Origin of the sequence: Vibrio renipiscarius (assembly GCF_000827885.1) — a bacterium.
Taxonomy (GTDB): domain Bacteria; phylum Pseudomonadota; class Gammaproteobacteria; order Enterobacterales; family Vibrionaceae; genus Vibrio; species Vibrio renipiscarius.
Genome location: NZ_JTKH01000025.1, coordinates 244,164 through 266,757, shown reverse-complemented (window position 1 = coordinate 266,757; position 22,594 = coordinate 244,164). Strand labels below are relative to the sequence as shown.

22 protein-coding genes are annotated in these 22,594 nt (G+C 44.6%); 12 read left to right on the top strand and 10 right to left on the bottom strand.

The genetic code is table 11. The features are described from left to right. Positions 1-116: 116 nt before the first annotated feature. The 3 genes from OJ16_RS19375 to OJ16_RS19365 form a co-directional block, all read right to left on the bottom strand. Complete coding sequence (locus OJ16_RS19375; protein WP_040993126.1) at positions 117-311, bottom strand: hypothetical protein; 195 nt, start codon at positions 309-311, stop codon at positions 117-119. A 301-nt stretch (positions 312-612) separates the two neighbouring features. Next, complete coding sequence (locus OJ16_RS19370) at positions 613-1,557, bottom strand: TerC/Alx family metal homeostasis membrane protein (protein WP_040993125.1); 945 nt, start codon at positions 1,555-1,557, stop codon at positions 613-615. A 452-nt stretch (positions 1,558-2,009) separates the two neighbouring features. Beyond that, complete coding sequence (locus OJ16_RS19365) at positions 2,010-3,743, bottom strand: bifunctional metallophosphatase/5'-nucleotidase (protein ID WP_040993123.1); 1,734 nt, start codon at positions 3,741-3,743, stop codon at positions 2,010-2,012. A gap of 158 nt (positions 3,744-3,901) precedes the next feature. Here OJ16_RS19365 and OJ16_RS19360 point away from each other — a divergent pair, with 158 nt between their 5' ends. Continuing rightward, positions 3,902-5,533, top strand: coding sequence for an ATP-dependent endonuclease (locus tag OJ16_RS19360; protein WP_040993121.1), 1,632 nt, complete (start codon positions 3,902-3,904; stop codon positions 5,531-5,533). A 235-nt stretch (positions 5,534-5,768) separates the two neighbouring features. On the opposite strand, the gene OJ16_RS19355 is transcribed toward OJ16_RS19360, so the two are convergent. Together OJ16_RS19355 and OJ16_RS19350 are read right to left on the bottom strand one after the other, a co-directional pair. Further along, positions 5,769-6,293, bottom strand: a complete 525-nt coding sequence (locus OJ16_RS19355) for a DUF1097 domain-containing protein (RefSeq protein WP_040993205.1) — start codon at positions 6,291-6,293, stop codon at positions 5,769-5,771. Positions 6,294-6,544: 251 nt separating this feature from the next. Continuing rightward, on the bottom strand, positions 6,545-7,450 hold the full coding sequence (locus tag OJ16_RS19350) for a LysR substrate-binding domain-containing protein (RefSeq protein WP_040993119.1): 906 nt from the start codon (positions 7,448-7,450) through the stop codon (positions 6,545-6,547). Between the two features lie 254 nt (positions 7,451-7,704). On the opposite strand from OJ16_RS19350, the gene focA reads away from it, so the two are divergent. After that, positions 7,705-9,150, top strand: coding sequence for a formate transporter FocA (focA, locus tag OJ16_RS19345; RefSeq protein ID WP_040993117.1), 1,446 nt, complete (start codon positions 7,705-7,707; stop codon positions 9,148-9,150). 163 nt (positions 9,151-9,313) lie between these two features. Here focA and OJ16_RS19340 read toward each other — a convergent pair whose 3' ends face one another. The 3 genes from OJ16_RS19340 to OJ16_RS19330 form a co-directional block, all read right to left on the bottom strand. Continuing rightward, complete coding sequence (locus OJ16_RS19340; protein WP_040993115.1) at positions 9,314-9,883, bottom strand: YceI family protein; 570 nt, start codon at positions 9,881-9,883, stop codon at positions 9,314-9,316. After that, complete coding sequence (locus OJ16_RS19335) at positions 9,880-10,434, bottom strand: cytochrome b (protein WP_040993114.1); 555 nt, start codon at positions 10,432-10,434, stop codon at positions 9,880-9,882. Before OJ16_RS19335 ends, OJ16_RS19340 begins: the two co-directional genes overlap by 4 nt. A 197-nt stretch (positions 10,435-10,631) precedes the next feature. Next, entirely contained in the window at positions 10,632-10,883 is a 252-nt protein-coding gene (locus OJ16_RS19330) for a DUF2164 domain-containing protein (protein WP_040993112.1), read from the bottom strand. Positions 10,884-10,988: 105 nt separating this feature from the next. On the opposite strand from OJ16_RS19330, the gene OJ16_RS19325 reads away from it, so the two are divergent. The 4 genes from OJ16_RS19325 to dcuC all read left to right on the top strand — a co-directional run bounded on the left by OJ16_RS19325 (position 10,989) and on the right by dcuC (position 15,210). Further along, positions 10,989-11,624, top strand: coding sequence for a hypothetical protein (locus OJ16_RS19325; protein ID WP_040993110.1), 636 nt, complete (start codon positions 10,989-10,991; stop codon positions 11,622-11,624). Between the two features lie 92 nt (positions 11,625-11,716). Further along, the gene (locus OJ16_RS19320) at positions 11,717-12,505 is read left to right on the top strand and encodes a lipase family protein (protein ID WP_040993108.1); all 789 of its coding nucleotides are present in this window, start codon (positions 11,717-11,719) and stop codon (positions 12,503-12,505) included. Between the two features lie 289 nt (positions 12,506-12,794). Then, positions 12,795-13,586, top strand: a complete 792-nt coding sequence (locus tag OJ16_RS19315) for an EAL domain-containing protein (RefSeq protein WP_040993106.1) — start codon at positions 12,795-12,797, stop codon at positions 13,584-13,586. Positions 13,587-13,842: 256 nt separating this feature from the next. Next, positions 13,843-15,210: an anaerobic C4-dicarboxylate transporter DcuC gene (dcuC, locus tag OJ16_RS19310; RefSeq protein WP_040993104.1), complete on the top strand. Its 1,368-nt coding sequence runs from the start codon at positions 13,843-13,845 to the stop codon at positions 15,208-15,210. Between the two features lie 190 nt (positions 15,211-15,400). On the opposite strand, the gene OJ16_RS19305 is transcribed toward dcuC, so the two are convergent. Together OJ16_RS19305 and narQ are read right to left on the bottom strand one after the other, a co-directional pair. Next, the gene (locus OJ16_RS19305) at positions 15,401-16,033 is read right to left on the bottom strand and encodes a response regulator (RefSeq protein WP_173425016.1); all 633 of its coding nucleotides are present in this window, start codon (positions 16,031-16,033) and stop codon (positions 15,401-15,403) included. Then, positions 16,020-17,744: a nitrate/nitrite two-component system sensor histidine kinase NarQ gene (narQ, locus tag OJ16_RS19300; RefSeq protein ID WP_040993100.1), complete on the bottom strand. Its 1,725-nt coding sequence runs from the start codon at positions 17,742-17,744 to the stop codon at positions 16,020-16,022. Before narQ ends, OJ16_RS19305 begins: the two co-directional genes overlap by 14 nt. A gap of 237 nt (positions 17,745-17,981) precedes the next feature. Here narQ and napF point away from each other — a divergent pair, with 237 nt between their 5' ends. From napF to OJ16_RS19890, 6 genes are all read left to right on the top strand, one after another. Beyond that, positions 17,982-18,467, top strand: coding sequence for a ferredoxin-type protein NapF (gene napF, locus OJ16_RS19295; protein ID WP_040993098.1), 486 nt, complete (start codon positions 17,982-17,984; stop codon positions 18,465-18,467). 26 nt (positions 18,468-18,493) lie between these two features. Next, complete coding sequence (locus OJ16_RS19290) at positions 18,494-18,799, top strand: chaperone NapD (protein ID WP_040993096.1); 306 nt, start codon at positions 18,494-18,496, stop codon at positions 18,797-18,799. Further along, complete coding sequence (gene napA / locus OJ16_RS19285) at positions 18,796-21,285, top strand: periplasmic nitrate reductase subunit alpha (protein WP_040993094.1); 2,490 nt, start codon at positions 18,796-18,798, stop codon at positions 21,283-21,285. The genes OJ16_RS19290 and napA overlap by 4 nt, the downstream gene beginning before the upstream one ends. Positions 21,286-21,348: 63 nt before the next feature. Further along, on the top strand, positions 21,349-21,804 hold the full coding sequence (locus OJ16_RS19280; protein ID WP_040993092.1) for a nitrate reductase cytochrome c-type subunit: 456 nt from the start codon (positions 21,349-21,351) through the stop codon (positions 21,802-21,804). A 30-nt stretch (positions 21,805-21,834) separates the two neighbouring features. After that, positions 21,835-22,413, top strand: a complete 579-nt coding sequence (locus tag OJ16_RS19275; protein ID WP_040993090.1) for a NapC/NirT family cytochrome c — start codon at positions 21,835-21,837, stop codon at positions 22,411-22,413. 9 nt (positions 22,414-22,422) lie between these two features. After that, positions 22,423-22,560: a TIGR02808 family protein gene (locus OJ16_RS19890; protein ID WP_082030296.1), complete on the top strand. Its 138-nt coding sequence runs from the start codon at positions 22,423-22,425 to the stop codon at positions 22,558-22,560. Positions 22,561-22,594 lie beyond the last annotated feature (34 nt).

Below are 22,594 nucleotides of genomic sequence, written 5' to 3'. Positions count from 1 at the left end.
TATCTGCTACTTTTTCATCCGCCAAAATACTCAGAGACGTATGTCGATTGGTATTACTGCGCTAAACGCAAAAAACGCCAGTGTTTCCACTGACGTCTTGAATTTGTCTATTTATCTTATCGGTATAAACCGATGTCTTTCTGCATGTGGCCAGACAGATCACTCGCGTTGTATGTACGAGGAGAATGACGCTCAGTAAACAGAATGTCGAGCAAATGAACCAACAATCCTTTGATATTAACCGAGTAGGTTTTTCTGTCCTTAGAAGGGGTGGTATCAACCATGGTAATAGCGTCTAAAACTTGTGCCATATGTGCCTCTTCTTGAAATTAGATAACTCAGCTTGGGGATATTTTAGCGTTCATTTCGTCGCGAGTTAAAATGACAAAATTTCGAAATTCAGATTAGATAATCTTATGCTACAGATTGGCAACATGCCGTTCGGGCAATTATTCAATTAACTCAAGTTTAGTTGAATAAAAAATCAACATCGCTCGTTTTATATGCAAATAACAAAAAACGCCCCACTCGAGATTAACAATTAATATACATAATTGCTTTCTCTGAATGAGGCGTAACTCGCATTTCAATTAGTTGAAATAGCGCTAATTATTATGCTTGCTGCGCCAAGCTGCGTTGCTTAAGAATGGAAGCAACGACAGCAACTGTCATGGTAATCAGCAGAACAAGCAACGATACCGGTGTCGGAATAGCCCAAGCGGTACCAACCAGTAACATTTTAATACCGATGAAAACCATGATGAACGACAGCGCTGGTTTTAGGTAAATAAACTTATCCATCATTCCTTGCAACACAAAGTACAATGAACGTAAACCAAGCAAAGCAAACACGTTCGCAGCTAATACTAAGAACGGTTCACGCGTTACCGCGAAGATTGCAGGGATAGAATCTAGGGCAAACATCACATCCATAAATGCAATAACACCGATAACGATCATCATTGGCGTAACGCAACGTTTGCCATTTTCAATCACGGTTAATGCGTTTTCACGGTAACCATCAGTGACAGTCGCAAATTTACGAATGATTTTCTCTGGCAGCGGGTTCACTTCTTCCTCTTCACCTTTATCGCGTGCTAATTGGATACCAGTCCAAATCAGGAATGCCGCAAAGATGTATAGAATCCAGTGGTATTGAGCAAGCAACTGAGCGCCAACCGCGATCATGATCGCACGGAGTACAAGTGCGCCAATCACACCCCAAAGCAACGCACGTGGGCGTAGGTGCTCGGGAACAGAATACTGAGAGAAGATAATCGCGAAGACAAACAAGTTATCGACACTGAGTGATTTTTCAAGCAAGTAACCGGTTAGGAATGAAACCGTTGCTTTTTCTGCTGTATAGTCGCTGCCTGGCGCATAAAAATCCCAAAAGAAATAGATAGAACCAGCGAAAAGAAAAGCGAGTACAAACCAGAAAACACTCCAAATAGCGGCTTTTTTGATAGTGATGTTGCCACCACGGGTTTGCCAAATATCGAGTGCTACGAGAGCGAGCGTTAGTAGACCAAGGCCTAGATAGGTAGATGGGGTCATTTTATCCTCCAAAAAACGGAGGGATCGGTGCGCGTATGCTAACGATCCCTACCGCAAACAAACAGCCTCATACCTAACAAAAGGCATAAGGATTTGAATACGTTGGTCTCGTCGAAGCGCATAACGCTTATACTTACCGGAAAGGCATTGCCTAACGAGATGACGATAAGTAAACCAGAGGCGACTACTCCCCAAACGCCGCGGATTGTATGCCTGAATTCACTTTCCGTCTACTAGAAAATCAAAAAGGAGCAAATAAATGCTCCTTCTTTTTACATGCCCCCGTGGGGAACAAAGTACACCATCGCTGCCCATACCAAAATCCAGCTTATGACGACGGCGACGTCAACCCAGTCGCGGTACCACATAACAACACTACTCCCTTTTCAATGATGCAATCAAATGAACCGGGAATAACAAAGCAAGCTGCATGCCAACTGTTTACATTTTAATCAGATGTGCATTTGGCGACTTTTCACGTTGGAAAGTACCTCGGGTTTATCTTGTAAATAGCAAACAAAACAATCGGACATAGAGAATTGCGTGACTTGCCCTTCTCCTTTCATTTCGAGAATGGCTTCATAGCCCTCTTTGCCCTTCATCGTATACGCCGATGAGGTGCCTTTGTAATACTGATCATCTTGTACAGGCTGCCACCCCTTCAGTGGCGAATAAATAGCGAGATTGCGTATACGCTGGCCCATCTCGGCCTCTGCATCGTAGTCAAAGCTCAAATTTGAGCAATACGGATAAGAGCCCGTCCCTGTCCCTTCAACGCCATTATTAAACGCGTTATTGATGGCGCCTTCTAATGTTTGTGAAATGTATTTACCTTGTATCTCATAGACACCAATAGGAACGGTAAACGGCAAAATTTTTCCGGCAATATCGGCGACCGATACCGGTCCAATCGCCATCGAGTTTCTCACGCCACCAGCATTATGAATCGCAAAATCAGTCGCAATACCGTTTTTCTGCAGCGTATAAATAAATGAGTTGGCAACCAAGGGCGCTAAATCGCTTCCCCCTAGTTCATCCGGAATACGAACATGGCGTAGCTTGCATTCCGCCGTGGCCAGTATGGTTTTCTGCTGTTCACGAACTTGCGCCTGATAACGCATCGCAAGTAATTGCTGCGTTGACGGGTCTTTTTTGCATACGGCCACATGTGGATGGCTATGAACGTATTGGCGAACCACTTGATATTCATCTTCATGCCATGATTGGCTCATCGACGTATCCATGAACAGTCGGCGACCCAGCAGTAATTCATTTTTGCCATTAAACGCACTGACATGGCCATCTGCATCAAAATCAATGTCGCAATGACCTAACGACAAGGCGTGAAACCCAGCTTGCACAACGTAAGTATGATTGACTTTAACGCCGTAATCGTCTTTTTGGCCAAGGCCCAACAGGCTAAAATCGCCCTGCAATACATGACTATGGCCACCAACGATTAAGGATATACCGTCGACGTGGTGAGCGAGATCCAAATCCGCCTCATAACCCATGTGGCTTAATAGAATGATTTTATTGATGCCCGCTTTGCGGATCTCCGACACCGTGTGCCTCGCCGTTTCAATACAACTCACAAAGGGCGTATCGAGATCAGGATTGGAAATTTCGCCCATTTTATCTAACGCGAGGGAGAAAATGGCCACCGATTCTTGATCGACATGCGTGATCAACCACTGAGCGGACTTACTTTGAGGTTTATAAGAATAGACGCCTGGATTATGGCGGAGCGTTTTGGGTTTATCTTGACGCTCGTGTGAAAGATCCCAATTACCGGCCAATAATGGAAAATCAATTCGCTCAGCGAATTCAGCGACCGGTAAGTTGCCCATATCCAGTTCATGATTACCAACAGCCATCGCATCAAGGCCAAGTTGATTTAGCATGACGGCGTTCGCTTCCCCTTTAAATAAAGAGAAATAAAGCGTGCCTTGAAAGCAATCTCCTGCATGCAGGAAGACAAATCCACGCTTATCTTGCAAGGCTTGCTGTTTGAGTTGTTCTGCGCGTGTTTTGATGCGAGCAATTCCACCAGCGCTGACAAACGGCGCGTATTGTTGCTGGCCTATCGTAAGTTCAAGCTGAAGAGAGGTCGGATCAAAATAGGAATGTGTATCGTTGATATGAGCCACTCTTAGTCTGATGGCTTTATTTTTTTTCATCATCATAGTTCTTCTCATTAGTCATCGCCATGCTAACCCATTCTTTATGACAGATTCATTACTTTTCGCGATTAATTAGCTTATGTGAGCTAACCTCATGCTTATATTGATTTTTTCTTTTATGCTTATTAGACGATAGTAAATCATTTCAATGAGGTGAGAATATGCATTTAGAGCGTATTGAAATCGCTGGCTTTCGTGGCATTAAACGGCTTTCTCTTTCCTTCGACCAGTTAACCACCTTGATCGGTGAAAACACTTGGGGTAAATCATCGTTACTTGATGCACTTTCCGTGGCGTTACCCGCAGAAGGTGTCCCTTATCAATTTGAACTGTCTGATTTTCATGTCGATTATTCAGTCTCGCATCCACAAACTCAAGATTTACAGATCATACTGAGTCTCGTCTCTAACGACAAACATGAAGTAAGATCCGGTCGTTATCGAAAAATAAAACCGATATGGGTCAGTGATGATACTGATACCCAACGCATCTATTATCGGTTAAGCGCCAGTCGTACCCAGTACGACATCGAAACGAAATACGATTTCCTCGATAACGAAGGTAATCCTCTCTCTCTACACCATCAGGTCAAGCTCGCTCAAGAACTGATGTCGTTACACCCTGTCATTCGCTTAAAAGATTCGCGTCGATTTGAGCGTCCCATTCAAGCCAATGGTGATATGAATGAACGGGTAGAAAAACGCATCAATAATACGTGTCGCCGATTAATGGCCATTCCTGGACATGTTAATAAAGGCGAAATGCGCAGCAGTCTTAACTCGATGGGCGTGTTGGTTGAACATTACTTTTCATTCAAATCCAATTCGAGAAATAGCCTACGCCGACAACGAGATGGCATTTTCTACTCTGGCCAGTCCAATGGATTAACTTTATCGGAAGTGGTCGATCAAACCAGCGATAAACAAACACGGTTGTTATTTTTAGGCTTACTCAATGCTTATTTACAAGCCAAGGGCCCCACAAAATTACGCCGCTGTGCTAGGCCCTTGTTGATCATCGAAGATCCTGAAGGACGCTTGCACCCTACTCACCTTGCTCGCGCTTGGGGTTTACTGCAACTGCTGCCGATGCAAAAAATTCTGACCACCAACAGCGGAGACTTATTGGCAAGAGTGCCCATACACAGTATTCGTCGCTTAGTGCGCCATTCAGACAAAACGGTCTGTACGAGCCTTGCGCTGCAAGGGTTAAGCCGAGATGAATTGAGGCGTATTGGTTTCCATATTCGTTTTCATCGCTCTGGTGCGCTGTTTGCCCGCTGCTGGCTGCTAGTCGAAGGGGAAACCGAAGTCTGGTTGTTTAACGAGTTGGCAAATCAATGCGGATATAACCTTGCGGCCGAAGGAGTGCAAATTATTGAGTTTGCGCAATCTGGATTGAAGTCATTAATCAAAGTTGCTAAAGCGTTTGGGATTGATTGGCATGTGGTGACAGACGGAGATCCTGCAGGCAAAAAATATGCAGCAACGGTGCGTGCTCGTTTAGAAAAAGATCAAGAACGTCACCGCCTGACGGAATTACCTGACCAAGATATCGAGCTCTACCTATATAAGAATGGATTTGAGCCGTTTTTTCGTGACATGGTCAAAATTCCACTCGATCACCCAATTCCGGCCAAGAAAGTCGTCACCAAGGTGCTAAAGAAATTTGCAAAGCCCGATTTAGCATTAGCGATTGTGTCGCATTGTGAGGACAAAGGCACAGAATGCATTCCGTTGTTGATACGCTGGACAATAAAACGGGTTGTAACGATGGCAAACGGCAATACCTAATAGGTACTCGCCATAGGAAAGCATACTCGACAGGAAAATACCTTGTCAGGCATGCTGCTTCTTTCAATAGCGCACGAATCATTAGCGCTAAACAAAACCGCTTTTGCCCTCTTGCGCATTGACCGAGAGAAATAGATGAAGGAATTCAATATTATTGATGCCCTTCATCACTCTAAATCACGCGCCATGTCTCTACAGCACTTTATATATCGACAATAGTTATAGCGACAGTACGTTATCGTGTCTTGCCAGTATCGAGTTGGCTTTCTTCTAATCGGCTAAGTTCAGGCGCTGTAGGTTCAGATGCTTTCGGCTCACATCGTTCTTTTAACCAGAGTCCGCTCCACTTCATACAAAACCCAAACAAGCCACCAAGCATCAGAGAAGGGATAACCAATTGCCAGTCACCATTGGAGGCAAAAGTCGCGCATGAGCCAATAAATGTGCCTGGAATGTACGCAAGCCATGTTTGTTTAGCCTGTAAGCACATAAAGAGTGTGACGACACCCGTCAAAACATAGCCGATGATTTCAAGCGAAATGTAATCGGATAACGTTAGGATGACCATCGCCCAAAAGACACCACTTAAATTTGTGATAAGGCTTATCAATAATCCTTTAACGCCTTCTTGAGGTGCGGCAAAGAAGCTTGTGCAGCCCAGAAAGCCAGCCCAAGCGAGTAAGCCAAAGCTCACCGCGACCCATCCCCAAATACCCGAAAGAATCGCCGTTGTTATCGATATCGCCACTAAAGCACTCATAGAAAACTCACCACTAAAGAACGTAACGGACATATTAGTGGTATAGAACCGCCATAAACGTGACGTCAATCACTGTAGGGGCAATGTTTTACACGAATATTACATTAATTAGTGACGCAATCGATATTTCAACATATTCCGTTATGATGTGATAGGCATAAAAAACCCAAGCAATTGGCTTGGGCTTATTGATTCTCGAGAATAACGCTTCTCGTTCATTCTCTTGATTTAGGTCGCCGATAAGATGAGGTCTAAAATACGGACGGCTTACCTTTCATCATCCTTGAACCTTCACGCTTCAAACATTCCACTAAAGGATTTTCAACCATATCAGAGCGCCAAACGAACGATAGTGTTCTTTCCATGCTCAGCTCTGGTACGTTTAGAGCGACCAACTGGCCTGACTCAATGTATCGCTCAACATCTAAATAAGGCAGACAAGTCAAATACAACCCATTAGACACCATGCTGCGCAGTACAGGAACGTGCTCATACTCACGCCATACATCAAGATCTTCAATTAAATGGTGAATAGAGCTATCAAAAATCATGCGAGTGCCTGAGCCGGGTTCACGCAGTACCCACTTCGCTTGTTCTAATTGAGCAAGGCTTACCTTATCCGCTTTGGCAAAGGGGTGATGGCTTGCCGCAACAACCGTTAGGTGGTCTCGACACCATACTTCTTGCTGCAGGCGATTATCATCACAGCGACCTTCAATAATACCAATGTCGTATTTGTAATCGAGCAACCCCTCAAGAATGCTGTCCGTACTTCGTACTTTCAACGAAATTCGCATCTCTGGAAAGTCATTATCAATATTGCTGATAAGGTCTGGGACTAGGTGCTCTGCTGGCGTTTGACTGGCACCAACGCGAAGCTCACCACTCAATAAATGTTGTTCAATGAACCCCATTTCAATTTGTTGAGCATCTTGCAATAACCGCTTGGCTTTCGGGCGTAACCAAATGCCCCAATGCGTTAATGCCATTTGCTTGCCTTGCCTTTCAAACAAAGGCCTGCCGAGCATTTTCTCAAGCTGCGCAAGTGACATACTGGTCGCCGATTGTGTCAGCGCTAATTTGTCTGCTGCCATACTCACGCTGCCGGAATCAGCGACGGCATCAAATACTGCGAGTTGCTTTAGTGAATAACGCATAACTCTCCTTTTTGTTAATACGTTAATTATTTGATTTTGCTTCGTTCTTGTGTGCACTCATGAGCACATATCGCCATTCTAACGACTATTAAAAACATATCAAATTATTTGATGAAGTTACTCAACATTATCAATTTTACCTGTACGACTAAACACCCTAATCTGAATTGGCAACGAGGCGAAAGCCCTTTGTCCCCTTTACTTTATATAAGACATAAGGAGGTTATTTATGGAAACCATGTTTAGGAGTGTCTATGTCATCTAGTCAAGCCAACAATCAATACTTCTCTCCCATGGAGATGATGGCTGAGGCTGAAAAGTTTGCGTTAAGCAAAGCAAAGAAAAGTAGCAGTATGACATTAAGCCTTGCCGTTATGGCTGGTGCATTTATCGGATTAGCTTTTCTTTTTTATATCACTGTTACCACTGGTAGTGCTGATGCCGGATGGGGTTTAAGTCGATTTGCTGGCGGCCTTGCCTTCAGTATGGGGTTGATCTTAATTGTCATTTGCGGCGGTGAGTTATTTACCAGTTCAGTGTTAACCAGTATTGCTTGGGCAAATAAACAAATCAGTTTAGGCAAAATGCTGTCTACATGGGCAAAAGTGTATTTTGGCAACTTCATTGGCGCAATGCTTCTACTGGTTATTGTGTCAGCTGCCGGTTTATACCAAATGGATGGTGGTCAATGGGGTCTTAACGCACTGAATATTGCTCAACACAAGTTGCATCACACAATGGTTCAAGCCTTTGCGTTGGGTATTCTTTGTAACCTCCTTGTTTGTCTAGCGATTTGGTTAACGTTCAGCAGTGCGAATGCCATGACCAAAGCAGCAATGACCATCATGCCTGTTGCGATGTTTGTCTCAAGCGGCTTTGAGCACTGTGTTGCCAATATGTTTATGGTGCCACTTGGCATTGTTATTCAAAACTTTGCACCTGAATCGTTTTGGCAAATGACGGGCACAACCGCGGCGCAATACGCTGATTTAAATGTCATGCAATTTGTTACCGCAAACTTAATCCCTGTAACCCTTGGAAATATTGTGGGTGGTGCTGTCCTTGTTGGACTTGCGAACTGGTGCATCTACCGCCGTCCTCAGTTAAAAGCAGCCAGTATCGCAACCATTACCACCACTACAGAAATTACATCAGTTAAGGAAAATACTATGAACAACAACATTATCGTCAAAGACATCATGAACACTCAACCAATCACTCTAAGCGCTGAAATGACTACGCCAAAAGCGATTGACCACCTGCTATCAAACCATGCAGTCAGTGCTCCAGTGACGGATATTGAAGGTCGTTTGGTAGGTTTCTTCTCTGCTCACGATATTATGGTTGAACTTTGGTGCCAAGATTACATCCCAACTCAAGGTCAAAAAGTGGTCGACTTAATGGCTCGTGATGTTATCGCGATTGATGTAAACGACAAACTTGTCGATGTTGCAGAGTTCCTATGCATCGATAAAGAACAGCTGTTCCCAACAACCAGCATGGGTATGGCGACACGCTTTAGCACACTATCACTAGAAGAACGTGCAAAGAGCATCAAAGTGAGCAAGCCACATGTATTGCCAGTACTTGAAAATGGTCAAATGGTGGGTGTGGTTGGTCGTTTAGAAGTACTAGAAGCAATGCGCTCTATCTACGGTAAACCAACAGAAGTGGTTGAAGATCAAAAACAGACGGCTTAATTCCGTTATCACCTTAACTGATACTCTCTAATTCACATTAAAAAGCGCCTTTATTAAGGCGCTTTTCTTTTGAACGATGCATTTATGAACATCAATATTTTATGTCGTGAGGTGGCCAGTAATTAGGCTACCTGTAATGGGAGCTAGGTATATGAAGCGGTGGCTATTGCTTAACACCTTCCACATGCAGTTCCATATCAACATAGCTTGATGCGCCCATGACTGGGATATCAAAGTCAGCCAGTTCTAGACGTGTTTTACCGTAGAAGCCTGCGCGTTCCCCACCCCATGGGTCTTGGCCTTGACCAATCACATTTGCAATAATCGTGATCGGTTTCGTCACACCATGCAGGTTTAAATTCCCCGTTAAGTCAAACGTACCGTCACCGTTATCTGCAACATCAGTACTGGTAAATGTCGCGGTTGCAAATTTGCTCACATCAATAAAATCGGCGCTACGTATGTGCTTATCACGTTCGGCGTGATTGGAGTCCAAACTGCGCGTATCAACATTCACCACAATGCTTGACGCTTCGATGTCTTGTGGGTCATAAGAAAAAGTACCATCGAAAGTATTAAATCGACCTTGAATGTAACTGTATCCTAGATGACTCACTTTGAAATTGATGGAAGCGTGTGCCCCCTTGGTATCAATCACATAGTCCGCTGCGCTCGCGCTAAATGGCATAACCATTGCCACTGCTAGTCCCGTTGCTAATAACGTCTTTTTCATTTTGAAGCTCCTATCATTTTGCGTAGCGTATTGTCTTTATCAATAAGGTGGTGTTTCAGTGCGGCCAGTGCATGAATCCCGGCCAGAACGATAAGCGTCCATGCCGTATAAAAATGCACTTCACCCGCTAAATCCGCTTGTCCATCAAACAGTGCGCCCGCCCCTGGCACAGCGAACCAATCAAAAACGTCAATCGCTCGGCCATCGGCGGTGGAGATCAAATAGCCCGAAATGAACAATATCAGCAGTAGAAGGTACATGACGCCATGCGCCAATGCCGCAGCTTGCTTTTCCAGCGCTTTGCCATCCAAAACTGGTGACACTGTCACTAGCTTCCAAACAATGCGAAATAGCGTAACCAGTCCTAACAATAATCCTACCGACTTATGCCAATGAGGCGCGGTGCGATACCACTCACTGTAGTAAGAGAGATCGACCATCCATAAACCTGCGGCAAACATTCCAATAATGATGATTGCCGATCCCCAATGAAGGCCTCTCGCTATTACATTATAATTTTTGACCTCTCGACCTGTGACCTTTCGACCCATTGTGATTTCCTATCTATCGACATCGATATGTGTTGTTTCATCTCACACGACAAGCAGACTTTGTCTCGTGCAGTGTCGGTTTGTTAAATAAATTATCCATTAAGATTGCATTATTTAACATTAATGCAAATTGTTCATCTTCTTCAATAAATTTGAATGGGTCGTGACACTTATCAGAAATTTTCTTTTCGGCGCGATTACTGCAGTTCATCCGCTTGCTCTATCTCATAGAGCTCATCCGCGATATCGAGTAGTTTTCGTTGCAAGATCGTTTGGGCGTCCAGCACACCTTGGTTATAAAAGGCCGGGCCAAATTTTTGGATGATAAAGTCCGCTAAAAACTCCGCATCAAACTGGCCAATTTCCATATCGACTTCATCGGACAGATAGTCTTGAAGTAATCCGGCCATCTTCTTTTTTTGTTGTGATGTAAATTCAATCTTAGACATAAATCGCCTGTTATCCGTAGCTTAAGTCGTAATTAGTGTAACGAAAAAACCTAGCTGCATGGTAACCTAGCGCTGCAAATTTGAGGTTAATGAAGGAGAACCGCTTTGTTATTGGATGTGCTCATTCAAAGCGTTAATGAGTTTCAAACAGATTGCATGACGTTGTGTGAGCAGCATTACCCTACGATTCACAATCGAGGTATGAGCGAGCATCATCTCGGCTTGGCGTTTTCTCGTCGCCTTGTCCGGACGCTGACAGAGTTTGGCCATCACAGCCAACATTCATCTATCGAATTAACGTCATCACAAGATCACCCGAGTCACTTCCGTGTATCCTCCGATGCGGGGACTGTTTGGATACTGACTTCTCATTTGATCAGTGCAGGCAACTCATGCCGTCGTAAACTCTTTAAGACCATTCAACAATGGCAAAACGAATACGACTATGCGATTCAGCCAAACGATCTTCTATTACTGCTAACGGATCATTGGATCACCCGCAGTCAACAGAGTCGAGAATTGATCCATTGGTGGACTGGGCACATTCCTGATGACATTGAGGACTACCGCTCTCAAGGTGTCAGCCTTTATCCGAGCGAATCACAGCTTGCGCTTACGTTGGATGATTACTTTAATATCCGTCCTTATTACGTCAAATTAACCCACCCATTGAAGCGAACGGCTGACCAGCAATTTGTTCGTAAATACGTGCAGCTCTATTCGGTCGTCCAACTGAGCTAATTGACCTGATTGAATGGCCATTATTGCGTTGTCATGTTTTTTTCATCCTAGCGATTTATAATGTGAGTTACAGCCACCAATAATCACAGCGTTTGAAAAAACTAAAACGATATCAATATGAACGTTATGCGGTACTTTGTAATCTCGCCTACAGCCGCGTATTAAAACAGACGCGATACGGATTTGCGCCTAAAGGTCAACGTGTCATTGCCAACCGTTTCGGTAAACCCATGATGCGAGTGTTGTGGAGTAAACAAAGCGATGAAGTGATTGTCGTTATCAAAGGTTCACACAACATATGGGACTGGTGTTTAAATTTGGCGCTGTGGCAAACTCGTTGCCCACACTTGTTACTGCCGTACCCTATCCATGCGGGTTACTTGTCTCTCATTCATCAACCCAGCGCAGTATTTCATAAACATGACCCTAAAAACCTCACCGTTTACGAGCGGCTCTTCTCCATTATTGAACCTTTGATTAAACAAGGGAAAAGAGTGACATTCACTGGCCACTCATCCGGCGGCGCGATTGGCTGCATTTTAGGGGATTCGCTCGAACGGCAGCACCCGAAAACCGTGAAAAGAATCGTGACGTTTGGGCAACCAGCCCTGGGAGGCGCGCCATTCGTGCGACATTATTTACTGAGCCGGAAAACCTACAGAATTTGTTGTGACTTGGACATTGTGACATTTCTTCCACCCATTCCGTATTTTTATCAACACGTTGGTAAGCAGCTTTGGCTCTACAATGGGCGGATTTACGAAAATACCCCCACCATAATCCGGTTGGGACGGTCGATTACCTCTTGGGCGCTTCGCCCTTTCTCCTATCATTTGATGACGAAATACATTCGCAATAAAGACTTTTTCGACGAACGATAAGTGACAAGAATGAGACATGTTTCTAGAAAACCAACCAATATTAAACAACGTGATGGATTTACAAAAACACACCTATTACATTTAATATCAGTAACTTGAAGGTTGATTCCCGCTGTTTACTAATGAGCATGAAACATACAACGCTTAACGGTGTTGTCTCATTTATTACATTGCGGTTGGTTTAGTGTTCCCTTTGGATTGACAAATGATCTGTCCGCGTCAATATGATGGTCATCACTGAGCTTAATCGCGTACGGAATATCTTTCTCAATTTAAGGTCGACACGTTAATGATTCTGTCTAGTCAAAATCAGTTGCAGGAATGCATCTCTTTAAATAAGGAAGGACAGTTTGTTGCCGTCTATAAAGCGCTAACGCTTCGTAGCGTATATCAACCTATTTTCAATAAGCTCAATCATGTTATCGGTGTCGAGGCACTGGTGCGTATTGATGAAAGTCGACTCCCTGTGCGGCCAGATGTTTTTTTCAACGCCAAATCTGTGCCTTTAAATGACAAGATCAATGTCGAGCGTCTTAGTCGCGCTATTCATATTCGCAATTTCTCAAATTCCAAATACCGCAGCTTAAAGTTATTCCTCAATGTTTTGCCATCTGCAGGTGAGTTTTTCGCTTTAGAAGATATTCGCATTGACCTTCTTTCCCAACGGCTAACCGCATTGAACATTGATAAAGACCAAGTCGTCATGGAAGTCGTCGAATTAGAATCGGGTAATGAATTTCATCTACAGGCGGCAATGGCACGATTGGCCCATAAAGGTTTTCATATCGCCATTGATGATTTTGGTGTGCAAGCCTCAAACCGACATCGGGTCGAATTGATCAAACCAAGCATTATTAAGATAGACCGCTCTTTACTGCTCGCATTTATGCAAGGAGAAACCGAACCTCTACTCAGTGGAATCAAACTCGCCCGACGCGTGCAAGCAAAAGTGGTGATCGAAGGCATTGAAACGCAGAGCCAATATGATGCAATGAGAGAACTCGATATCGATTACTATCAAGGTTATTTTTTAGGCATGCCAGAATCATTAGACTGTATTTCATTGGCAACCAGCGCTTAAATACGCAACAAACCGCACAAATACACTACAAAAAGAGCCTTTATGGCTCTTTTTGCTTTCACATAAAAACAACATAAATAACGTCAGTTTTGCAAGTTAAACAGCATATTAAACCATCAATTTGGTCAAAAATAATTTTTTGTTTTAGATCATATCTTGGTTTAATTATGCTCGTGCTGTAAGAAACTTTTCGGTAGATTGAAGTTCACACTTTGAAATAGATTTTCATATTTTTATTTATCTACTGAGGTTATACATGCTGGAACTACTAATCGGATTAGTTGTTACCGTAGCCGTGGGCTATTTTATCGTAAAAGGATATAAACCTGCTGGCGTTCTTCTTACTGCTGGCCTAGCGCTGTTGTTTATCACGGGCATTCTTGGCCATAGTGTTTTGCCAAGCAAAATCGCATCAACAGGCAATATGTTTACCGACTCTCTTGAGTACGTGAAGTTTATGCTTCAAAACCGCGGTGGTGGTTTGGGCATGCAAATCATGCTCTTGTGTGGTTTCGCCTCTTACATGACGCACATCGGTGCCAACAATGTGGTTGTTAAGCAGTTTTCAAAACCACTTGCTGTTATTAAATCCCCTTATGTACTGCTGGTTGCCGCCTACATCGTAGCGTGTTTAATGTCTCTTGCAGTAAGCTCGGCAACAGGCCTTGGTGTGTTATTGATGGCGACACTGTTCCCAATGATGACCGCAATGGGTATCTCTCGCCCTGCCGCTGTCGCTGTGTGTGCATCGCCAGCCGCTATTATTCTATCGCCAACGTCAGGTGACGTGGTGATCGCCGCTGAAAAATCGGGCATGACACTAGACGTGTTTGCCGTGCAAACGGTACTGCCTGTATCAATGTGTGCTATTGTCGTTATGGCAGCCGCTGCTTTCTTCTGGAATAAATATCTCGACAAAAAAGACAATACGCCAATGGAGCGTGTCGATGTTTCAGAAATCGAAGTTAAAGCACCAGCGTACTACGCAGTTTTGCCTTTCCTTCCAATTATCGGGGTCTTCCTATTCAACGGCCGCACGATTCCAGGTCTGTCGCTCGATATCTACACCATCGTCGTTCTGTCTATTTTTGTTGGTGCGGTGATTGACTACATCACTAAACGTTTCGATGGCAAAGCAACACTCGATGATCTTGAGTCATGTTACGAAGGTATGGCTGACGCATTTAAAGGCGTCGTTATGTTGTTAGTCGCAGCGGGCGTATTTGCTCAAGGCCTGATGTCTATTGGTGCGATCGATAATCTATTGCACATCGCAGAAACCGCAGGCGCTGGTGGTGTGGCACTCATGCTGATCCTAACAGGTCTAACCGTTGCTGCCGCAATCGCTACGGGTTCTGGTAACGCACCTTTCTACGCATTCGTAGAACTCGCCCCTGCACTTGCAGCGAAAATGGGCCTAAACCCTGCGTTCCTTATCATCCCTATGCTACAAGCATCAAACTTAGGTCGTACCATTTCACCGGTTTCTGGTGTTATCGTTGCCACATCAGGTATGGGACACATTAGCCCGTTTGAAGTGGTTAAACGTACTTCTGTTCCAGTACTTTGTGGTCTAATTACCGTTATCATCGGTACGATGATTTTGGTTCCTGTATACGCATAATCGATACACACTGAGATTTGATTAGGTGGCTTAGGTGGCTTATTAGGTTACCTTGGTTAAATCTCGGTATCACAACATGAAAAAGGGGCGCTATTCAGCGCCCCTTTTGTTTCGTTTAACCACATCGATATGCTTCAAAATGAACATTTACCGACTTTGGGCGCACATAAAACGCATCCCAGAATGGCCACTATTTTATTTCACCAAAACGCTCTAAATATAAAATGGTTGCCGCCGTGCGCGAAGGCACGCTCAATTTTTTAAGCAGACTTTTCATATGCACTTTGACTGTGGACTCTGAAATAAACAAGATATCCGCAATCTGTTTATTCCTTAACCCTTTCGCGACTTGTTGCAAAATTTGAGTTTCGCGGCTGGTCAGTCCATCAAATACGTCAGTGTGGCTGTTTCGTTCAGCCAAATATCGTGCGACTTCTCGACTGTATACTTTGTCACCCTGTAACGTAACTTTAAGCAGTGCCACCAGCTCATCAGGCTCAGTATCTTTTAAGAGATATCCGTCTGCACCCGCTTTAACAAGTGCATCAATATCCAGCGCGCTATCAGAAACCGTAAGGATCACGATGTTCGCTTCACAATTATCCGCTCGTAGTGCTTTTAGTGTATCTAGGCCAGACATCCCTTTCATGTTGAGATCAAGCAAGATCAATTCAGGTTCTACTTCGTGATTTTTGGCGACAGCTTCCGTGCCAGAGCTCGCTTCCGCCACAATTTCGAATTCATCTTCAAAACTGAGTAGCTGCCCTAATCCGCGACGCATCAATGGATGATCGTCAACTAGCATTACTTTACATGTTGTCAAAACTTTCATCCTTTATTCTTGGATATTTCAATTCAATTTCACAACCCAATTCATGCCCAGTATTAATCGTCAACTGAGCGTTTAAGCGACTGGCTCGTTCATGCATAATGGCTAATCCGTAATGATTCAGTTTAGCACTATTGTCTTGCATGCCAATGCCATTGTCTTTGATACGAACAACGACCCAACGATTCTCTTCTATACAATCGATCTCAATGAGGCTGGCATTCGCATGCTTAATCGCATTCATGATCGCCTCCCTGATCAATTGAAGTAAGTGTACTTGTTCATGCGCATCAAGCTCTGTCGAGGAGAGTTCATTATTCAAGCGTAACTGAGCGTCCGTTTGGTCTTTTAATTGTTCCACCATCCCCGTCAATGCTGTGCCGAAGTTACCTTCTTGGATAGACAATCGAAACGTGGTGAGTAATTCTCGTAATTGTGTGTAAGCACCGCTTAGCGCCTCATCAAGATCGGCAATTACCCCATTCACTTTGAGGATCGATTTCTCGTCGTTCAATTTATTCATCAATCGCTTTAAGAGTGACACTTGGATCTTTAAATACGAGAGGGATTGCGCTAATGAATCATGCAGTTCGCGAGCAATCGTTGCCCTTTCTTCTAGCAACAATAGTTGCTCTGACTGACGCTGGGCCTGATTATAATAAATGGCACGAGATAATATACGAACAAAATTATCAATAAGAGCCTGATCTGGACACGGCAAACGCCAATTCCAATATAAGGTCCCTAGGTGTTGTCCATCCAATGTCAGGGATTTTGAGGCACTATCGCTCGCGCAATACGTCCCGTTCGTTAATATGAGTGGCTTTTCATCTTCGGTAAAAATCTCAAGCTGAACCGCATCGATACCCTCAATACTTCTGATGTAGTCTAAAATCGCACCAAAATTATCCGGCGTAATACGCGAGGCCGTTAACTCACTTGACGATTTATACAGAACCTCAAGCGATTTGTTGGCATGTTGCAGCTTGTGCGTTTTTTCGTTCACCGCCTTTTCTAATCCATGATAGAGCATGCCAAGCTCCCGAGCGGTCTTGTTAAATGTGTTCGTCAGAATGCCGATTTCATTATTACTCACGACCTTAAGATCAATGTCGAATGAATGAGATTGAATTTGTTCACTCGCGGAAACCAATGCCCGCAGAGGATTCACAATCTCACGCCGAACAAATACCACGACAAAGATACTCAATAATAAAATGCCGCCCATTCCAATGGCACCAACCCACGCCAATTCAATCAATTTGCGTTCTGAAAAACCCTGCAACTTGAAGACAAACGCATCAATTTGACTCACAAAACTCGGCACCAACATCAAGTATTGGGTTCGTTGTTCGCTTTCAAGCACCGCCTTAAGTTCATGCCATCGTTGAATAATCTTGTAGTAGTCTTGAATAATGTCTTCCGGCACCATCCAATTTTGCAGTGCTTTCATCGAGGGTGAATAGATTGAACGCTCAAACTGAACGATGTGAGATGAAAAGTCATGGGAATGCGATTGTATGTCGCTCGCTAAGCGATAACTTTGCATTCTCATCGATCCCGCGACGTTGACCGCCTCGGCATCATTCAAGCTCGACGCTAGCAATGTAAAAGCGTAGCCAATCGTCCCGACCGACAACAACACGATCAATGTCATCGCCTTCGCGATGGTTCCCGTAACGGATTTTTGAACCAATTTAAACAATGTTCTCTCTCAAAACTCGAGCCAAAATTTGGACTACTCTTAATGTGTAAATCGCATTTAGTTCAATATGTGCTCAATGTCGCTTGAATTAATTGATCTAAAACAATATCTCATCTTAATTACCTCCTAAGAGGTATTTATACAAATGTGTCAAAAACTACAATTTATATATCGATAAATGACTAATTATTAATGGCAAGGCGCCATTTGCATTCAACTGTATTGGATTGTAACGCAATGGTAGATTTTTCAAGACGCAAATTTTTCACTCGCAAACCGATAGCCGATGCAGCGGTTAGACTGCCTTGGTTGTTAAATCCTGAGCAATTTACGGATCTTTGTACTCAGTGCGGAGAGTGCGTAAAAGCATGCGAAACACAAATCATTGTGAAAGGAGATGGTGGATTTCCTCGCGTGGATTTTGCGATTGATGAATGCACTTTTTGTTACCAATGCGCTGAAGCATGCCCCGAATCTCTTTTTAAAGAGGAATCCGACACCCCTTGGCAAGCAAAAGCAGACATTAATCAGCAATGTTTAGCGAAGCAAAATGTCGAATGTCGCGCGTGTAATGATATGTGCGAATCCATGGCAATTCAATTCAGTTATGGCGTAGGCCGTGTCGCGCTTCCTACGCTAGACCATGAAAAATGCAATGGTTGCGGGGCTTGTGTCGCAGTCTGCCCTACCTCATCGATCAATGTGAGTAACGTCACCGTGTAACGCGGAAATAGCAATGAGAGCATAACATGCCGAAAAATGAAGTGCATATATCAAGTCTAATAGTCCACGTTTCACCCGACTACTTAGAAACCGTTAAATCGCAAATTAATCTCATCGACAGCGCTGAAGTGTATGGCGACAGTCCTGAAGGGAAAATCGTTGTTGTACTTGAAACGGGTGCGCACGGATTTATTACGAAGACAATCGATGTCATCAATCATTTACCGCATGTACTCAATACGGTGATGGTCTATCACCAAATTGAAACCGACCTAGATGATGTTGATTCAAACACTGGAAAACAACAATCCCAAGTAGAGGGTGAAGTATGAAAATGACAAGACGCGCGTTTGTGAAAGCAAACGCAGCCGCCTCAGCTGCAGCGGTAGCGGGTATTACACTACCCGCCTCTGCCACCAATCTCATTGCCAGCTCAGACCAAACCAAAATTACTTGGGATAAAGCGCCTTGTCGTTTTTGCGGCACCGGTTGTTCTGTACTCGTTGGTACCCAAGCGGGCAAGGTTGTCGCCACACAAGGTGATCCAGAATCCCCTGTAAATAAAGGCCTTAACTGCATTAAAGGCTACTTTTTATCAAAGATCATGTACGGCCATGACCGTTTAACTCAACCTCTGCTGCGCATGACTGATGGTAAATACGACAAGAATGGCGAATTTGCGCCTGTTTCTTGGGATGACGCTTTCGACATCATGGCTGAGAAATGGAAAACAGCACTGAAAGACAAAGGACCGACATCCGTAGGTATGTTTGGTTCAGGTCAATGGACGGTTATGGAAGGCTACGCGGCATCAAAGTTGATGAAAGCAGGCTTCCGCTCGAACAACATTGATCCCAATGCGCGCCACTGTATGGCATCGGCTGTCGTCGGCTTTATGCGCTCATTTGGTATTGATGAACCCATGGGCTGTTATGACGATTTTGAACACGCCGACGCATTCGTGCTTTGGGGTTCAAATATGGCCGAGATGCACCCGGTGTTGTGGACTCGCATTACCGACCGCCGCTTGAGCCATCCTCATGTCAAAGTGAACGTTCTATCAACGTATTATCACCGTTCATTTGAATTGGCCGACCACGGTTATATCTTCGCGCCACAAACTGACTTGGCTGTCGCTAACTTCATTGCGAACTACATCATTGAAAACGATGCGGTTAACTGGGATTTCGTCAACAAACACACCCACTTTAAACAAGCTAAAACCGATATCGGTTACGGCTTACGTGACGACAACCCAATTCAAATGGAAGCGGCTAACCCGAACTCAGGTGAAATGAGCGCGATCAGCCTCGATGAATACAAAAAATCGGTTGCCCCTTACACGCTTGAATACACCTCTGAGTTAACCGGTATCGCACCGGAAAAACTGATTGCGCTTGCGAAACAGTACGCGGATCCAAAGACCAAAGTGATGTCACTTTGGACGATGGGTATGAACCAACATACGCGCGGCGTTTGGATGAACAGCTTGGTGTACAACCTTCATCTACTGACCGGCAAGATCTCGACTCCAGGTAACAGCCCATTCTCGCTGACAGGTCAACCTTCTGCGTGTGGTACCGCGCGTGAAGTAGGAACATTTGCTCACCGTCTACCGGCCGATTTGGTGGTAACAAATCCAGAGCACCGCAAAATTGCCGAAGGTATTTGGAACATTCCCGACGGCGTTATTCCACCAAAACCAGGCTTCCACGCAGTATTGCAAGACCGCATGCTTAAAGACGGCAAACTGAATGCTTACTGGGTGATGTGTAATAACAACTTACAAGCTGGGCCAAATATTAATGAAGAACGCCTGCCCGGTTATCGTGATCCAAACAACTTCATTGTCGTTTCAGACCCGTATCCAACCGCAACGGCGCAAGCTGCTGACCTTATCTTGCCAACCGCCATGTGGATTGAAAAAGAAGGCGCTTACGGAAATGCAGAACGACGCACTCAAGCGTGGTACCAACAAGTCGAAACCATTGGCGAGGCAAAATCGGATTTATGGCAGTTAATGGAATTTTCTAAACGCTTCAAGATTGAAGAAGTGTGGACCGAAGAAGCGTTAGCCAAAGCCCCGCAACACCGTGGCAAAACCATGTATGACGTGCTGTACAAAAATGGCTCCGTCGATAAATTTCCAGTCGCAGAAGCGCGTGAACTTAATGACGACGCTCATCACTTTGGTTACTACGTACAAAAAGGACTGTTTGAAGAATACGCCCAATTCGGTCGCGGTCACGGGCATGACCTAGCCCCTTACGATACCTATCATCAAGTACGCGGGTTACGTTGGCCGGTGGTTGAGGGCAAAGAAACGCTTTGGCGCTTTAAAGAAGGATCCGATCCGTATGCGAAAGCAGGATCGGATTGGGATTTCTATGGCAAACCCGATGGTAAAGCGTGGATTATTTCTGCGCCGTATGAAGCGCCACCAGAAGTACCTAACGACGAGTTTGATATGTGGCTTTGTACTGGGCGAGTGTTAGAGCATTGGCACACCGGTACGATGACACGCCGAGTGCCTGAGCTTTACAAAGCCGTACCCGACGCGGTGTGCTACATGCATCCTGACGATGCAAAAGCACGTAACGTTCGCCGTGGTGAAGAAGTACTCATGTCGAATAAACGTGGTGAGGTGCGTGTTCGAGTCGAAACACGCGGCCGTAACCGACCACCTCAAGGGCTTGTATTTGTGCCTTTCTTTGATGCTCGAATACTGATCAACAAATTGATCTTAGATGCGACAGATCCTTTGTCTAAGCAGACCGACTTTAAGAAGTGTCCGGTTAAGATCACCAAAGTTGTTTAATCCAATGTCGGCCGCACGCCCTGCGGTCGATAACGAATATTGCCCTTAGGCGGAGACGTTACAATGAAAAAAATAGCCATAGCCCTATTCGCTTTAGCCGCGATAATCAGCAGCAGCGTATTTGCAGAGCTTGATAATCCCGGTGGCACGGGCGGCGTCGATTCACTTCGCGGAGACACGCGCTTGGAAGAAACCCGACCTGCCGATGCATTTAAAAAATACCCAAAAGAGCAACAACTCGACAGTAGTTATGTGTATCAACCACCACTGATTCCCCATAGCATTCGCCATTACGAAGTATCGCTAAACGCAAACAAGTGTTTGGCCTGCCACAGCTGGAAAAATGCAAAAGAAATGGGTGCGACAAAAATCAGTGTTACCCACTACGTAAATCGAGAAGATGCCGTACTGGCCGATATGTCGCCACGCCGCTACTTCTGTCTTCAGTGCCATGTGCCGCAAGCAGATGCAACGCCATTAGTTGGAAATGATTTCGAACGCGTTCAGTCATTGAAATAACACTAAGCGTTCTATTAACGAGGTTAATGTATGAAATTATTGAAAGCGTTTTGGAAGCGACTGAAAAGTCCAAGTAAAGCGGCCGTTGGCGTTGTTTTATTTATGGGCTTTTCCGGTGGCCTTCTATTCTGGGGCGCATTTAACACAGGAATGGAGGCAACCAACACAGAGGAATTTTGTTCAGGTTGTCATGCGCCTATCGTGGCGGAAATTAAAGAAACCATCCACTACTCTAACCGCTCTGGTGTACGTGCTATTTGTTCAGATTGCCACGTACCGCATGAGTGGACCGATAAGATTGTTCGTAAAGTTCAGGCATCTAAAGAGTTGTTTGCACACTACGTGACGAAAACCATCGACACGCCGGAAAAATTCGCCGAGCGTCGTGCCCACCTTGCTGAGCGAGAATGGTCACGAATGAAGAAAAATGATTCACTAGAATGCCGAAACTGCCATGAGTTTGAATATATGGATTTTTCCGAACAAGGATCTCGTAGCGCGAAGCAACACTCTACGGCTTTAGCAAACGGTGAGAAAACGTGTGTCGATTGTCACAAAGGCATCGCCCATAATCTGCCAGACATGCATGGCGTAGAAGGCTGGCAATAAGGAGTTGTTATGAGTACGTTTGAATCGGTGGTTTGGCATATTCTTGGCTATAGCGCGATGCCGGTGATCATTCTATCTGGTTTTGCCGCGGTAGCCGCCATTTGCATTTGGTTATTATCAATGAGCAAAGACAAAGAGCTTGAATAGATCGCCGTTAAAAGTAGCCCAGTTCAAGGCTTGG